Here is a 15,462-nt window from a genome sequence, read left to right as displayed (position 1 = left end):
TACTATTATTGTATCAATAATACGTTCTATTTATGAAAAAAAACCTTAAGACCATATGCGGTCTTAAGGTTTTTTTTATTAAACTAAGATATACGCACGTTTTGTTTCTTCGTGGAACTTATTCGTATCGTATTTATGCTCAACATAAATTTGGTGCCAAACCATAAACGCAAGTACAGTCCAAATTTTACGGCTATAATCGCCTTTATCTGCACAATGTGCTTCCAGTAAGTTTAATACATACTGTTTGTCGATTAAATGATCTGTTTTACTTTCGTTTATAATATTTATAGCCCAGTCATGCATTTCATCTTTTAACCAGTGACGAATTGGTACCGGGAATCCAAGTTTTTTACGATCTAACACGTGATCTGGAACGATTCCGCGTGCTGCTTCACGTAAAATAGCTTTCGTAGTTCCGTTAGCAATCTTTAATTCAGTTGGAATTTTTGATGCAACATCGAATACTTCTTTATCTAAGAACGGTACACGAAGTTCTAATGAGTTTGCCATTGTCATTTTATCAGCTTTTAATAAAATGTCACCACGTAACCACGTGAACATGTCAATGTACTGCATTTTACTTACATCATCATAATCTTTAATCTCGTTATACAATGGTTTCGTGATATCCATATAGTTAACACTTTCATTGTAGAACTTCATTAATTCCGCTTTCTCTTCTTCACGGAAGATTTTCGCGTTTCCATAGTAGCGCTCCTCAATTGGCGTACATCCACGCTCTAGGAAGCTCTTCCCTTTAAATCCTTCTTTAAGAGCACCGCTTAATGCTTTTAGAACGCTCTTACCTGGGCTAGGAATGTACGAGAACATTTTTAGTGAGTTTGGCTCACGGTAAATGTTATAACCACCAAATAGCTCGTCTGCGCCTTCCCCTGAAAGAACAACTGTTACATGTTTACGTGCTTCTTTTGCAACGAAGTACAATGGTACAGCTGCTGGATCTGCTAAAGGATCATCCATATGCCAAATAATTTTTGGGAACTCATCCATAAATTCTTTCGCTGAAATAAATACATTATGGTTTTTAACGCCTAATTTCTCAGCAGTTTCTTTCGCAACATCAACTTCACTGAAACCACGTTGTTCAAAACCAACAGAGAACGTTAAAAGGTTCGGATTCATTTCTCTTGCGATAGAAGCGATAATAGATGAATCGATACCACCAGATAAGAATGAACCTACTGGTACATCACTTCGCATATGTACTTTTACTGAATCGTATAATACATCACGAATTGCTTGGATATGCTCTTCTTTCGTTGCGCTTGAAGCATTGAAATAAGGCTTCCAGTAGCGATGGATTTCCATCTCTTTACCGATTTCCTTTACGAAATAATGACCAGGCTCAATTTTATTAACATCAATTGTTAATGTTTCTGGTTCTGGACCATATTGGTACGTAAAGTAATGTTGTAGTGACGTTGGGTTTACCCCTTTGTCTTCCATTACATGCATAATACTTTTCTTCTCAGATGCGAAGAATGTAGTATCACCTTGTTGCGCGATATATAATGGTTTAATACCAAAGTGGTCACGTGCACCGAAAAGTTTCTTTTCTTCACGATCCCAAATCATAAATGCAAACATACCACGAAGATAGTCTACACATTTTTCTTTCATATGTGCATACAATGCAATGATAACTTCTGTATCAGATTGCGTTGCGAAAGTCGCACCTTTTTCAAGTAACATTTCGCGTAATTCTACATAATTGTAAATTTCACCATTAAAAATAATTACATATCGATCATTTTCATAAGTTAGCGGCTGATGTCCTGCCTCTAAGTCAATGATACTTAAACGGCGGAAGCCAAATTGTACATGTTCATCACGAAAATATCCTTCGTCATCTGGACCGCGGTGGAAAATCATCGTGTTCATATTTTCAAATTGATGTTTTTCTGTTTCTGAAAACTCTCTAGGGTTTTCACATAAACATCCTACAAAACCACACATACTTCTTACCCTCTTTCGGTTTTCATTCTGTTTCTATACTACTATATCAACCCTATTTATACTAGCATAATCAACTCAATATGGCGACCAAAAACTATAAAAAAATCACTCCATTTCACATTTTTAACATTTTTTTATGAAAACATGAAAATTAGGCAATCACCTTTCTCCGCTTTTGTCATATGATATTGCAAATTGATTTCTAGGAGGGAATACCATGAGTGAAGAAAAAAAAGATTCTTCTCGTCCACCGGTTCGCAATTATTTAAAGCAAATTGATGATTTTTTTGAGCAAACACCTCTTCGCAATGTAATCGCTGATTTGAATCATTTTTTCCAAAAAGGAAATCGTTTATTAACATTCCCTGTAGATTTATATGAAGTTGATGAAGAACTCGTTGTTACCGCTGAACTACCGGGTATACAAAAAGAGCAAATTCAAATTGAAATACAAACCGAATACTTAAAAGTCTCTGTAAAAGAAGAAATACTTGAAGAGGCAGAAGAACAAACATCTCATAACTATTATCGCCGAGAACGGTCTATTTCAGAAGCCGCAAGAATGATTAAATTGCCTTATTCTATTAATAAAAAAGCAGCGAAAGCTTCCTATCAAAATGGTGTGTTAGAAATTCGTGCACCGAAACTTCCACAACAGCATGACATTTTATCTATAGACTAATGTAAAAAAATAAGGGTGCTACGCACCCTTATTTTTAATCCACTAATCGCTTCATATCACGTATTATATCTTCGTACGGTGTATTACTAATTCCGCTATACTTTTTCATTACTTTTCCATTTTGATCAATTAAATAAAATGATGTACCATGTATTACTTGACCGTTCTCTGGCTTATCTACAAGTGATTGGAAATTATCTTTTGAAAACTTTGTAATATCTTCTAACGAATAACCCGTCAATAAATTCCAATTACTAGTATCTTCTGTAAACTTTTGAATGAAAGCTTTCAGATTTTCTGGTTTATCAAGATCTGGATCTACACTAAACGAGACAAACTGAACGTCTAACTTCTCTTCCTTTGCCATCTTCTGTAATTTTGCCATATTAGCAGTCATTGGCGGACAAACTGTTTGACAGTTTGTGAACATAAAATCTGCAACCCATACTTTCCCTTTTAAATCTTTTGTACCAAATTGTTTTCCATCTTGATTTGTGAATTGGAAAGTTTCTAAATCCCAATTTAATGGTTTACGAAGCTTTGAGCCTGATCCACTACATCCAGCGAGTACAAATAGACAAAATACAACCATAAGACCAATTAGTTTTTGATAACGCTTCATTTATAAACCTCTTTTCTCTATCCTAAATTTAAATAGGTTATGCTCATCATAACAAAAGTTAACACTACGAGAAAATTGTTTACTGCATTTGTTCACGAAATCGTACGAATTTACGTATGATACTTCTTAATTTCAAGCGAATTACTAGACAAAATATGTTTTTTCACTATTATTTCTCTAAATCGTATTCGCAAAACAAAGCTCATTGTTAAAATTGTAAATACCTCTCCCTACTTTTTAACAATTAATTAAACATTAATCCATGTTATACACTGTATTCCTTAACAACATTTCGGTACAATACAACTACAACGATTTTAAATGAGGTGATGTTCATGGCAAAGCGCTATGAAAATATGGATAATGTCAGTACAAAAAAATCAATTCGTTCTTTTTTTAGATGGCGTAAAGAACGAAAGCTGAACAAAAAAGACTTTTCTTTTTTAGTAGAACAATCACCTGTTAAACAAAATGCATTTTTTCAAAGCAATGTTGAAAAAACGACAGTCACATGGGTTGGCCATTCTACTTTTCTTATCCAAACGAATGGACTTAATATATTAACAGATCCAGTATGGGCAAATAAATTAAAGTTAGTTCCGAGGCTTACTGAACCAGGTCTTACTATACAAGAACTACCTAAAATTGATATAGTCCTTATTTCACACGGTCATTATGATCATTTAGATTTTTCAACTCTTCGTCAGTTAAATGATGATGTTCTATATCTTGTACCTATCGGATTAAAAAAATTATTTACTCGTAAGAAATTTACGCATGTAGAAGAATATAAATGGTGGGAAAGTACGACGATTAATGAAGTTTCTTTTCACTTCGTACCTGCTCAGCACTGGACGAGAAGATCCTTATTTGACATGAATACATCTCACTGGGGTGGATGGATTATTGATAATGAAACGACTATGGAAACCATTTATTTTTGTGGCGACAGCGGCTATTTCCAAGGTTTCAAAGAGATTGGAAAGCGCTTTTTAATTGATATTGCTCTTATGCCAATTGGCGCTTATGAACCAGAATGGTTTATGAAAGTATCTCATGTTTCCCCTGAAGAAGCAGTGCAAGCTTATTTAGATTTAAACGCGACACATTTTATTCCAATGCATTACGGAGCTTTTGCACTTGCTGATGAAACACCTCGCGAGGCAATAACAAAACTTCGAAGTAATTGGAATTTACGTATGTTACCGTGGGAACAACTGCATGTACTCTTTTTAGGCCAAACTTTTACTTATAATAGCGACACAAATAAAAAACAAGTACAAGAAGAAATCGAAACTTTACAAGTGTAATGTAACTACTTATTTTCTATATCCATCATATAATATAGAAAATCATAAAGGGTGTTTTCTATGAATGAATATTTACAGACTCGCTACATCATTAGCGGGAGCGCCTGTATAGCCCTTCTCATTTCTTACTTTCTATTCACATAAAGTGAAACTTTAATCAGTGGGGGGGTGTTCATCATCCCCACTGATTATTAGTTGAACCAATCGGGCATATACGGACAGTTGATCTCACACCTAACTTCTTTGCTTTCGCTGAATTTTGAGGTGGGGGTCTTACTGTCCGTTAATGCGGGATAAAAAAGCTACTTGAAATATATTTTCAAGTAGCTTTTTTATTACTCTGCTAAATACATAAATCCAATTGCACCCGGACCTGTATGAGTACTAATAATAGGCGTTGTATAGAAAATTTCTGATTGAGTAAATCCACTCACTTTTTCCACCGCTGCTTTCATACTTTCAGCTAAAGGAATTGCTTTTGCATGCGGAATCGCAACAGCTTTTACAACTTTTCCTGCTGTATCTTGCTCAAATAACTTAGCTAACGTTTTTACAATTTGGCCTTGACTGCGCACTTTCGTTACAGGGTTATAAACACCGTCTTCAAGGCTAGCAATTGGCTTTATATTAAGTAGCGAACCGATAAACGCTTTTCCTTTACCGATACGTCCACCCTTCACTAAGTTTTCTAATGTATCTACCACTACATATAAACGAGTATTCTTTCTCACTTCATCTACACGTTTTAAAATTTCTTCTAGTGAGCGTCCTTCATTTGCCATTTTTGCAGCTTCTATTACTTGATATGCTAAAGCATGTGTAATAAATTGTGAATCAACAACTGTTACTTTTGTATCAGTCATCGATGCAGCACTATTTGCAGTCGCAACAGTACCACTCATTCCACTTGTCATATGGATAGAAAGTACTTCACTTCCATCTTCACCTAGCTTGTCATACATTTCTACAAATGTACCCATAGCTGGTTGTGATGTTTTTGGTAGTTCCTCTGATTTAATCATTTCTTCAATAAACTCATCAGGTTGTAAATCAACGCGATCTAAATATGTTTGTCCATTTACAGAGATTGATAATGGTAGAACATGAATGTCATACTTCTCGATTACATCTTGTGATAAATCTGCCGTTGAATCTGTTACAATTTTAATTTTTTGCATACTATCCTTCTTCCCTTTCCAATACGCTCTCCTTGTTATTATACTAGCATTCCTAATGCTTTCAACAATTTCGAACGAAATTTCATCAAATTAATTATATTTTTATACCTAAAATAAAAAGACAGAGTATTCCTGACTCTGTCCTGCTCTAATTTATGCGTTTTTTTCAAGGGTATTCGTTTTATATACATTTAAATAATCATTCCACTTCAAACATTTTTGTAAATATTCACGGAAAGAATACGAAAATCTTGGGTGCTTTTGTTTTTGAATTTTTGCAATAAATAATTGAAGACGAGACTGAATTAGAAACGATAATGGATGCTGCGCCTGTAGGACAGGGATTTCGAATATTTTAATACAATCCCCTGTTGAATGAGTGAAATAAAAACTTTTCGTAATCACAATATCAATCCTCTTTTTCATTGGATTTTGAACTTCCTCTACTTTACGCTGTAACACGTTGTTTAAAGTGGAGACTCCTTTGAATACAAAAGTATCCTTAGATGATCCCTTTAGTCCTTATGGTTAGTAGATTTATTCTCTATTCATCTCCACCTAATCCATCCCCCGTCCTAATTATCACGTGAGACGGGAATCTCGTTATCCGTAAATTGCTTAATACATTCAGTATAAACTTATAAAGGTGCAAAGTTTGTCTAAATTTTGGAGATTCTATTATTTTTTTCTTCTTTATATTGTATACGTTTATAGCCATAGTATAACAAATAATTAAAAAAGTGCCTTTATAACGAGGCACTTTTCGACTGTATTTCTTCTTCCCTTTTCTTTTTTCGCTTACTAACAATCTTTGATAAGGCAATACTAATTTCATAAATACAAATAAGCGGTACCGCAACTAAACTATGAGATAAAAAATCTGGCGGTGATATACACGAGGCAATGATAATCAATGCTACGTAAGCATACCTTCTTATTTTTATTAGAAACTCCGCCGTAAGTATGCCAATACTCGTTAAAAACATTACCACTACAGGTAATTCAAAAATCACAGCAAATGGAACTGTTAAATTAAGTACAAAATGAAAATACTTTTCTGTCGTAAACATCGTATTAAACATTTCATTACCTATCGTAGTTAAAAAATGAAATAAAAACGGCATTACAATAAAATATCCAAAACTTAAACCTGCAATAAATAATATAGACAATACCGGTATATACATTACAGTCATCTTTTGTTCATTTGGATGTAAACCTGGTTTTACAAATAACCAAATTTGTATAGCAGCAAAAGGAATTGTACAAACGATAGCAAATACTGTAGCAATCGAGAAAAAAATCCACAATATATCACTTGGACCGAGAACAGTTAATTTCATTGGTAAATCTTTTACAAGCCAAAAATAAATATCCTTCGTAAAAGTAAATCCAATAATTAAAAATAATACAAAGGATAACACTGTATAAATTACTCGTTTGCGAAGCTCAACGATATGTTCTACTACACTCATTTCCCGATCTTCCATCTCGTTCACCACACTTTACTTATCCATTACGAGGAAAATCCATTACATTTTTTCTTTCTTTTCCTTCTCTTGAAATGCGTCATCAGTCAATTCTTTCGTTGATTTTTTGAATTCTTTTAACGTTTCCCCTAAAGCCTTTCCGATTTCCGGCAATTTTTTAGGTCCAAATAATATTAGTACAGCTACTAAGATTAAAATTAACCCTGGAAAGCCAATATTTGAAAACATTTCCCCATCCCCTTTATTAGTAGATTTCTTGTCCTACTATTGCATAATTTTATTTTGTCAAAAAAGTTTGAAAACGTCAACAAATCCATCGTCTTTTGTCAAAAAAATTCAAAAATATAATCAATTATACAAATTTCATTTTCTATTGTCTTTGTGTATGATATGGTAAGAGAAACGACATATTATTTTATCCCGCATTAACGGGCAGCCCGATTGGTTCAACTAATAATCAATGGGGATGAACACCCCCCCACTGATTAAAGTTTCACTTTATGATAGTAGAAAGGATTTGCATTATGACTGAAAAAATGACACGAATGACACATTTTGTGAAAGAAGAAATTGCAAATGCAATAACACATGGTATCGGTGCCATTTTAAGCATCCCTGCCTTAATTATATTAATTATTCATGCGTCTAAACATGGTACTGCATCTGCTGTTGTTGCATTTACCGTTTATGGTGTAAGCATGTTCTTGCTGTACTTGTTTTCAACGTTGCTACATAGCATTCACCATCCAAAAGTAGAAAAATTATTTACTATTTTAGATCACTCAGCCATCTATTTATTAATCGCTGGCACATATACTCCTTTTCTACTCATTACACTTCGTGGACCTTTAGGTTGGACGTTACTCGCTATTATATGGACACTTGCAATTGGTGGTATTGTCTTCAAAATTTTCTTTGTACGCCGTTTTATAAAAGCATCAACGTTATGTTACATCATTATGGGCTGGCTCATAATCGTTGCTATTAAACCACTTTACGAAAATCTAACTGGACATGGTTTTTCATTACTTTTAGCAGGTGGCATTTTATATTCAGTCGGGGCAATCTTCTTCCTTTGGGAAAAGCTACCTTTCAACCATGCCATTTGGCACCTCTTCGTTTTAGGCGGTAGTGCAATGATGTTCTTCTGTGTACTCTTTTACGTCTTACCTGCAGCGTAATAAAAAAGGTTTCAGCTTAATGAAAGCTGAAACCTTTTTTATTACTTATGTAATTGTGATGCGATAACATCCTGTGTATGCTTCGTTAATTCTTTAATATCCATATTTGCATACTCTTCAGGTGTAATCGGCTTAGAAATCGTTATTGTTGCATGAGCTCGTTTCATACGATTTCCATTCGCTTCAAACATTTTATATGTACCATCTAACGTTACAGGTAAGATTGCTACACCAGATTTTACTGCTAGGTGAAAACTACCAGCTTTAAACTCTCCAATTTCGCCACCCTTACTTCTCGTTCCTTCAGGGAAAATTACGATAGAATGTCCATTCTTTAATAGTTCAATTCCATCTTTAATCGCTTGAAGAGATTGACGACGATCATTACGAACCATAAATACACAATTCATAAGTTCCATCCAAGTTGGTACAACTGGAAACTTCTTAATCTCTGCCTTTGAAACGAATCCAATTGGTTTATTTAAGTAACCTAGTAAAACAGGAATATCCATATTACTTTGATGATTACTTACAACTAGTACCGGCTTGTCTTTCGGAACATTTTCAAGCCCTTTTACTTCTACTGCCCCACCAGCAACACGTACCATTTTTTTACCAAACCAATTTGTCGTTTTATACACAGCATTATCTTTTTCTTGCGGTGACATCGTATTTACTTGTTTTTTAAGACGCCACATTCTCGGTGTAATCGCAATTACAATTAAAATTAAATAAAAGATTTTAAAAAACGTTTGAATCATACAGAACCCCCACCTATTATCATTCCGACCTTCATTATACTAGACAAACGAAGGAAAAAGAAGAAAAAATGTCCAAACAACAAGTGTTTGGACATTTTTAAGTATTCTATATTAGAAACGTTTTGCTAATTCACGTGCGTTAGCAATTGCTGCTTCTTTAATTTCTTGTGCTTTTTCAGGATTAGCATTCATACCTTCAACTGCAATATATTCAGTTTCATTTACACCAATGAATCCTAATACTGTTTTCAAGTGATTACGACCGAAGTCTACAGCTGCGTATGCTCCTTCAGAATAAACGCCACCTGTTGCTTGAATGTGAAGTGCTTTTTTGCCTTCTAATAAGCCAACTGGACCATTTTCAGTATATTTGAATGTTTTACCTGCGATTGCTAAGTTATCTAAGTATGCTTTTACTACTGGTGGATAGCTAAAGTTCCACATTGGAGTTACGAATACATAACGATCTGCATGCATAAATGTTTCTAAGTTTGTGTTCATTGCTGCAACTTTTTGTTGTTGAACTTCTGTTAGAGTTTCAAAGCCTTCACCTGCTGCAAATTTACCCCAAGCAGCAAATACATCTGCATCAATTGCTGGTACAGTCGTATTGAATAAATCAACTGTTACAACTTCGTCTTGTGGATGCTCGTTTTTATAAGCTTCGATGAAAGCTTCCCCTACTGCCATTCCGAAAGAACCTTCTGCTGAATTTGGATTTGCTGTGATAAATAGTACTTTTGTCATTGTATTCTCTCCCTTTAATTTTATCTTTAATTTGAGATTTATAATTCGAAAGTAAATAACTTACCTTATGTAAGTATAATACAAAATCTCTCGCTTCATGTCAATAAAAAATAGCTACTTTTTTTTCGTAAGTTAATAAGTTGTTTTGTAATCTATAAATTATATATTTCCATTTAAAATGTTAACTAAATAAAAAACTACCTCCATATTTCATGGAGATAGTCCTTCATCAACCTTTATTTTTGAAAAATATGTTTCACTTTTTCAGCTGGAATGTTACTTCCACCTCTACCTTTTACATCTTCAATCATCATTGTAATGACCATATCAGGTGCATTTAAATCAAATGCAGCGAACCAGGCTAGTTCTTTTCCTTCGGCCTCTTTAGATACTTTTAATTCCGCTGTACCTGTTTTTCCAGCAAGGGTCATACCATCAATTTTAGCAATTTTCCCTGTACCATCCGGATCATTAATTACTTTAGTCATAGCAGTTTTTAATATATCCTGATTTCCTTTTGAAATGACATTTTCTTTCCAAGCTTTTGGTTGTTTATCTGTTTTAATGATATATGGTGACGGAATTGTTCCATCATTTACAATTGGCGCATACGTTAAAGCTAGATGAAGAGGAGTCATTAACACTTGCCCTTGTCCATATCCTGTATCTGCCATTTGAATATCATTTTTAATACCATCATTTGCGATTTTAGAAGCTGGGAACCCATATTCAATTGGTAATTTCTCATCGAATCCGAATTTTTTCGCTTCACTCATAAATTTATCTTTTCCGATTTTCATAGCTTCTTGTGCGAAGTAAATATTATCCGAATATTTCATCGCCTTATCCAAATCAATCGGATTCGCATCTTTCACACGCGTTACATAATAATTACCCCAAGAAGAATCTTTTGTCCATTTCAATCCTTCAATTTTCAACTCTTCTTTTGGATCAAGTGTTTTCGTTTCAAGACCGATTGCAGCTGTAATTGGCTTAAATACAGAACCTGGTACCGATAATTGTGTAAATCGGTTCGTCATCGGTTTTTTCGGGTCATTATTCCAAGCTTCACGTTGTGCTTTCGATGTTCCTCGTACAATTAAATTAGGATCATATGCTGGACTACTTACAAGTGCAATTGTTTCTCCACTTTTCGGATTAATTGCCGCACTTGAACCAGCTTCGCCCTTCATTTCATTATACGTTTTTTCTTGAACAGCACTATCAATAGTTAAAGTTACATTTTCTCCATCAACAGCTTCTGTTTTTGCTAAATTTTTAATTTCTTTTCCTTGTGCATCTTCTACGAAGACACGGCCGCCTTTTTTACCACGTAGCTGTTCTTCCAATACTTGCTCTAATCCAGCTTTACCAACTGGCTCATCGGCTTGATAGCCTTTCTTTTGTAGCGTTTTTAAGTCTTCAGCATTTACCTTTCCGATATAACCAGTTAGATGAGCTGCCGCTTCTCCTAACGGATATGTACGAACATTTACAGGTTTTGTTGTAACACCAGGTAAATCAATATACGTATTTTGCGTTGTCCCTTCAGGTAAAATTCCAATTGGTACAAGATACCCTGGTTTTACCCATTTAGCAGTTAGTTTTTGATCAATTTCTTCTACAGACATATTTAACAACTTCGCTACTGCTTCTTTCGTTTGCGGAGCAGTTTCATCTAATTTTTCTGGAACGATTCCGATCTCAGAAGCTTTCCCATTCGTCGCAAGACCTTTTCCATTACGATCGTATATTTCACCACGTTTTGGTTGGGTTGTTTGCATACGCACTTTACTATCTTTTGTCATGCCAGGGAAAATGAAATCAGGTGTCCAATCTATTTTCCAAGATTCTTTATCTCCATCTTTTTCTTTCACCATTTTTGCTTCATGACCAAAAGTGATTTTACCACCAACTGTATCCATGCTTACTTTAAAAGGAACAGGGCCTTCATTTTTTTTATCTTCTTTTACTTCCCCTGTTTCTACCTTTAAGTCTTTCACTTCAATACCAGAATAAATTTTTTCATATTTCTCAGTAAACTCTTTCTTTGAAATATCTTTTTTTGCATTTTCTGATAATTGATCGTACATATCTGCAAATTTTTGTTTATTCCATGATTTTACATATGTATCAAACGCTTCTTGTGGTTTTTCTTCTTTACCACATCCAACTAACATGAATGTTAAGCAAAGAAAAAGAATCCCCCATATTTTTCTCAACTGATTCTCCTCCTCTTTCTATATTAATACTTTTGAAAATTTTAGCATTTTTCACATGCTACCTTTCATTATAGCACTATTGAATACCATCTATAAACTTACATTTATAAATGCAAATAAAAAAATTGATGCGAATACTCACATCAATTTTTATTATTATTGTTGTTTCTCGTATACATGGTAATAATACGTATACGGATTTTTTTCATCCGTTAAACCTTTTTCTACAAAAATCTCTTTCCAATTTGTCATATCCATTTCTGGGAAGAATGTGTCTCCTTCAAATGCGTGGTGGATTTTTGTTATATATAACTTGTCTACATACGGTAAAAAGAGATCATAAATTTGCGCTCCGCCAAAAATAAAAATCTCTTCTTCATTTTTACATAGTTCAAACACTTCTTCTACAGTATGAGCTACTTCGCAGCCTTCTACATGATACCCTTCATTACGAGTTACAATAATATTACGTCTTCCAGGCAATGGTCTACCAATTGCTTCATAGTTCTTTCTCCCCATAATAAGTGGGTGACCCATCGTCGTTTTCTTTACATACTGTAATTCACTCGGTAAACGCCAAGGTAAGTTATTATCTTTACCAATTACTCTATTCTCGTCCATTGCGACCATAAATGAAACAATCATCTTGTCATCTCCTCTACAATTACACTGCAACCGGTGCTTTAATCGCTGGGTGTGGATCATATCCTTCAATCGTTAAATCTTCCATCTCAAAATCAAACACAGATTTCACATCTGGATTTAATGTAAGTTTCGGGAACGGACGTGGTTCACGTGCCAATTGTTTTTCTACTTGTTCAAAATGATTCGTATAAATATGCGCATCTCCAATTGTATGAACAAATTCTCCTACTTCAAGACCACATTCATGTGCGATTAAATGTGTTAGTAGTGAATAACTTGCGATGTTAAATGGAATTCCAAGGAAGATGTCGCCACTTCTTTGATATAGCTGACAAGACAGTTTTCCGTCCGCTACATAAAATTGGAATAATGTATGACAAGGCGGTAATGCCATACTCGGTACGTCTTCAGGATTCCAAGCAGAAACGATTAAGCGACGTGAATCTGGCGTTTTTTTAATCATTTCAATTACATCTTTTAGTTGATCCAGTGTTTCACCAGCCGTCGTTTTCCAAGCACGCCATTGCTTGCCATATACGTCTCCTAAGTAGCCATATTTATTCGAAAAATCATCATCTTCTAAAACATTCTTTTTAAATAGATCCATTTGCTCATCATATCGCACTTTAAATTCCTCATCTTGTTGTGAGCGAAGACCGAAATCTGTCATATCAGGCCCAGTATACTCGTCACTTTCTACCCAGCTCTTAAATGCCCATTCATTCCAAATATTATTATTATGCTGCAATAAATAGCGAATGTTTGTATCACCTTTCATAAACCAAAGTAGTTCACTTGCTACAAGGCGAAATGGTACTCTCTTTGTCGTTAATAAAGGAAATCCTTTACTCAGATCAAAACGCATTTGATATCCAAATACAGATACAGTTCCTGTCCCTGTACGATCTTCTTTCTTCGTACCGTGCTCCATTACATGGCGGCATAAATTTAAGTATTCATATTCAGCATGTTTCATATGTAGAAAAACCTTCTTTCAATCTTATATGAAATTTATCATAACATGAAAAACAACAAATTTAATAATCTTGATAAATAAAAATTATTTTCAGTAATTCTTACAAAATTATTAACTTTCCATATTTAAAAAGGTTTTCATTTTCTATTACCGAAAGTATAGTGCGGTAGGACAAAATTTAAATTTGGAGGTTAGAAGTATGTCTAAAATTGAAACTCCTGTTATGACTTCGTTACAAACTACGGTTGAAAAAATGATGAAGGATTTAAAAGTTCCTGGTGCTGCTGTAGCTGTTATAAAAGACGGTGAAGTTATTCTTTCAGAAGGTTTCGGCTATCGAAATATAGAAACAAAAGAGGCTGTTACACCGAGCACCCGGTTCGCAATCGGTTCCTCAACGAAAGCTTTTGGCACACTTTCATTAAGCTTGTTAGCACAGCAAAAAAAGTTTAATTGGGATACTCCTGTCCAGTCTTATATACCTAACTTCTCTTTATCTGAACTACTTGCTACCTCACAAGTTACGGGACGAGATTTAGCCTCTCACCGCACTGGAGTGAGTCGTCATGATGCTCTTTGGTACAGCTCTTCCTTATCTCGAAAAGATCTCGTTGAAAAAATAAAACATTTACCACTTGATGCACCGTTCCGAACAGCATTTTTATATAACAACTTAATGTATGCGACAATTAGCTGCATTGTTGAAAACATTACAAATCAAACGTGGGAGCAATACGCTACAGAACATATTTTAGAACCTTTAAATATGAGACATACAAACTTCTCTGTTACAGATTCACAAACTACAGATGATTATGCTTTACCTTACGTTGAAAATGACGGTGAAATAAAAGAAGTTCCATTCCATAACATCGATACAGTCGGCGCTGCTGGGTGTATTAACTCTACAATTGAAGATATGGCAAATTGGGTCCTTCTTCACTTAAACAAAGGGAAATTTGGAGATCATGAATTCATCTCCTCTGAATTATTACAACAAATGTATACACCACACAATTCAATTCCAGATCAACCAGTTCTATCACTCCCTGAATCTCCATTAAATAGTTACGGCCTCGGTTGGTTTATTAGCGCTTATCGTGGTAACAAAGTGATTCACCATGGCGGTAATATTGATGGATTTTCGGCACTTGTTTCATTCATGCCAAAAGAAAATGTAGGACTTGTCATTTTAACGAATGCTGGAGGCACATTACTTCCTACTTATCTTGCTAACCAAATTTATGACGAGCTACTTGAATTAGAAGGCATCAATTGGCATAAACGTGCTGTAGAAGATACTGAAAAAATGAAGGAAATGATGAAAGAAGCAACTGAATCCCTTCCTGAGCAAATTAAAGGGACTACACCTTCTCACAAATTAGAGGACTACACTGGTACTTTTGAACATTCTGCTTATGGAGTATTACAAGTATATAAACGGGATGATTCATTACACGTACAATTTATGGAGATGGAGATTCAATTACATCATCATCATTACGACATATTCTCCGCACCAGTTGACTTATTCCAAATGAAAATGAATCTATTGTTTGCATACGAAATGAATGTGAGTGGTGAATTCCCATCCCTTCAGTTACATGTACCAGCTACGTTAAGTACTCAGCCGCTTATATTTAAGAAAATTAAATAAGTATTTTGATG

The 15,462-nt window shown here is 34.6% G+C and carries 15 protein-coding genes; 4 read left to right on the top strand and 11 right to left on the bottom strand.

Annotated elements, in window-relative coordinates:
* Window positions 1–78 precede the first annotated feature (78 nt).
* Window positions 79–1,980, bottom strand: a complete 1,902-nt coding sequence (gene asnB / locus JDS95_RS09085) for an asparagine synthase (glutamine-hydrolyzing) (protein WP_199690418.1) — start codon at window positions 1,978–1,980, stop codon at window positions 79–81.
* A 217-nt stretch (window positions 1,981–2,197) separates the two neighbouring features.
* Between asnB and JDS95_RS09080 the strand changes: the two genes are divergently transcribed.
* Window positions 2,198–2,662, top strand: a complete 465-nt coding sequence (locus JDS95_RS09080) for an Hsp20/alpha crystallin family protein (protein WP_001288081.1) — start codon at window positions 2,198–2,200, stop codon at window positions 2,660–2,662.
* A gap of 34 nt (window positions 2,663–2,696) precedes the next feature.
* Here JDS95_RS09080 and JDS95_RS09075 read toward each other — a convergent pair whose 3' ends face one another.
* Complete coding sequence (locus JDS95_RS09075; protein WP_000833349.1) at window positions 2,697–3,284, bottom strand: SCO family protein; 588 nt, start codon at window positions 3,282–3,284, stop codon at window positions 2,697–2,699.
* Between the two features lie 335 nt (window positions 3,285–3,619).
* On the opposite strand from JDS95_RS09075, the gene JDS95_RS09070 reads away from it, so the two are divergent.
* Entirely contained in the window at window positions 3,620–4,594 is a 975-nt protein-coding gene (locus tag JDS95_RS09070) for an MBL fold metallo-hydrolase (protein ID WP_199690416.1), read from the top strand.
* Between the two features lie 335 nt (window positions 4,595–4,929).
* Here the strand turns inward: JDS95_RS09070 and JDS95_RS09065 are convergent, their stop codons facing one another.
* The 4 genes from JDS95_RS09065 to JDS95_RS09050 form a co-directional block, all read right to left on the bottom strand.
* On the bottom strand, window positions 4,930–5,772 hold the full coding sequence (locus JDS95_RS09065) for a DegV family protein (RefSeq protein ID WP_001169475.1): 843 nt from the start codon (window positions 5,770–5,772) through the stop codon (window positions 4,930–4,932).
* A 153-nt stretch (window positions 5,773–5,925) separates the two neighbouring features.
* Window positions 5,926–6,177: a DUF2535 family protein gene (locus JDS95_RS09060; protein WP_000629011.1), complete on the bottom strand. Its 252-nt coding sequence runs from the start codon at window positions 6,175–6,177 to the stop codon at window positions 5,926–5,928.
* Between the two features lie 341 nt (window positions 6,178–6,518).
* Entirely contained in the window at window positions 6,519–7,262 is a 744-nt protein-coding gene (gene tatC / locus JDS95_RS09055) for a twin-arginine translocase subunit TatC (protein WP_000390117.1), read from the bottom strand.
* A gap of 42 nt (window positions 7,263–7,304) precedes the next feature.
* On the bottom strand, window positions 7,305–7,490 hold the full coding sequence (locus tag JDS95_RS09050; RefSeq protein ID WP_000492443.1) for a twin-arginine translocase TatA/TatE family subunit: 186 nt from the start codon (window positions 7,488–7,490) through the stop codon (window positions 7,305–7,307).
* A gap of 296 nt (window positions 7,491–7,786) precedes the next feature.
* On the opposite strand from JDS95_RS09050, the gene trhA reads away from it, so the two are divergent.
* Window positions 7,787–8,443 carry a PAQR family membrane homeostasis protein TrhA gene (trhA, locus tag JDS95_RS09045; RefSeq protein ID WP_000136879.1) on the top strand — a complete coding sequence of 219 codons (657 nt, stop codon included), beginning with the start codon at window positions 7,787–7,789 and terminating at the stop codon, window positions 8,441–8,443.
* Between the two features lie 41 nt (window positions 8,444–8,484).
* On the opposite strand, the gene JDS95_RS09040 is transcribed toward trhA, so the two are convergent.
* The 5 genes from JDS95_RS09040 to JDS95_RS09020 form a co-directional block, all read right to left on the bottom strand.
* Window positions 8,485–9,204 carry a lysophospholipid acyltransferase family protein gene (locus JDS95_RS09040; protein ID WP_000616565.1) on the bottom strand — a complete coding sequence of 240 codons (720 nt, stop codon included), beginning with the start codon at window positions 9,202–9,204 and terminating at the stop codon, window positions 8,485–8,487.
* A 111-nt stretch (window positions 9,205–9,315) separates the two neighbouring features.
* Window positions 9,316–9,951, bottom strand: coding sequence for an FMN-dependent NADH-azoreductase (locus JDS95_RS09035; protein ID WP_000170037.1), 636 nt, complete (start codon window positions 9,949–9,951; stop codon window positions 9,316–9,318).
* 236 nt (window positions 9,952–10,187) lie between these two features.
* Window positions 10,188–12,173 carry a penicillin-binding protein 3 gene (pbpC, locus tag JDS95_RS09030; protein WP_199690414.1) on the bottom strand — a complete coding sequence of 662 codons (1,986 nt, stop codon included), beginning with the start codon at window positions 12,171–12,173 and terminating at the stop codon, window positions 10,188–10,190.
* Between the two features lie 156 nt (window positions 12,174–12,329).
* Complete coding sequence (locus tag JDS95_RS09025) at window positions 12,330–12,818, bottom strand: dihydrofolate reductase (RefSeq protein ID WP_000637202.1); 489 nt, start codon at window positions 12,816–12,818, stop codon at window positions 12,330–12,332.
* A 19-nt stretch (window positions 12,819–12,837) separates the two neighbouring features.
* On the bottom strand, window positions 12,838–13,794 hold the full coding sequence (locus tag JDS95_RS09020) for a thymidylate synthase (protein ID WP_000679626.1): 957 nt from the start codon (window positions 13,792–13,794) through the stop codon (window positions 12,838–12,840).
* A gap of 199 nt (window positions 13,795–13,993) precedes the next feature.
* Here JDS95_RS09020 and JDS95_RS09015 point away from each other — a divergent pair, with 199 nt between their 5' ends.
* Entirely contained in the window at window positions 13,994–15,451 is a 1,458-nt protein-coding gene (locus JDS95_RS09015) for a serine hydrolase (RefSeq protein WP_000034330.1), read from the top strand.
* The last annotated feature ends 11 nt before the right edge of the window (window positions 15,452–15,462 follow it).

Source organism: Bacillus cereus group sp. N24 (genome assembly GCF_016483345.1).
GTDB lineage: Bacteria > Bacillota > Bacilli > Bacillales > Bacillaceae_G > Bacillus_A > Bacillus_A toyonensis.
Note: the sequence above shows the minus strand (reverse complement) of the source record. Positions and strands in the feature narration are given on the sequence as shown.

Excerpts from the sequence above, each read along its gene's own strand:
- asnB (WP_199690418.1), bottom strand. The coding sequence starts at position 1,980 with ATGTGTGGTTTTGTAGGATGTTTATGTGAAAACCCTAGAGAGTTTTCA.
- JDS95_RS09080 (WP_001288081.1), top strand. The coding sequence starts at position 2,198 with ATGAGTGAAGAAAAAAAAGATTCTTCTCGTCCACCGGTTCGCAATTAT.
- JDS95_RS09075 (WP_000833349.1), bottom strand. The coding sequence starts at position 3,284 with ATGAAGCGTTATCAAAAACTAATTGGTCTTATGGTTGTATTTTGTCTA.
- JDS95_RS09070 (WP_199690416.1), top strand. The coding sequence starts at position 3,620 with ATGGCAAAGCGCTATGAAAATATGGATAATGTCAGTACAAAAAAATCA.
- JDS95_RS09065 (WP_001169475.1), bottom strand. The coding sequence starts at position 5,772 with ATGCAAAAAATTAAAATTGTAACAGATTCAACGGCAGATTTATCACAA.
- tatC (WP_000390117.1), bottom strand. The coding sequence starts at position 7,262 with ATGGAAGATCGGGAAATGAGTGTAGTAGAACATATCGTTGAGCTTCGC.
- JDS95_RS09050 (WP_000492443.1), bottom strand. The coding sequence starts at position 7,490 with ATGTTTTCAAATATTGGCTTTCCAGGGTTAATTTTAATCTTAGTAGCT.
- trhA (WP_000136879.1), top strand. The coding sequence starts at position 7,787 with ATGACTGAAAAAATGACACGAATGACACATTTTGTGAAAGAAGAAATT.
- JDS95_RS09040 (WP_000616565.1), bottom strand. The coding sequence starts at position 9,204 with ATGATTCAAACGTTTTTTAAAATCTTTTATTTAATTTTAATTGTAATT.
- JDS95_RS09035 (WP_000170037.1), bottom strand. The coding sequence starts at position 9,951 with ATGACAAAAGTACTATTTATCACAGCAAATCCAAATTCAGCAGAAGGT.
- JDS95_RS09025 (WP_000637202.1), bottom strand. The coding sequence starts at position 12,818 with ATGATTGTTTCATTTATGGTCGCAATGGACGAGAATAGAGTAATTGGT.
- JDS95_RS09020 (WP_000679626.1), bottom strand. The coding sequence starts at position 13,794 with ATGAAACATGCTGAATATGAATACTTAAATTTATGCCGCCATGTAATG.
- JDS95_RS09015 (WP_000034330.1), top strand. The coding sequence starts at position 13,994 with ATGTCTAAAATTGAAACTCCTGTTATGACTTCGTTACAAACTACGGTT.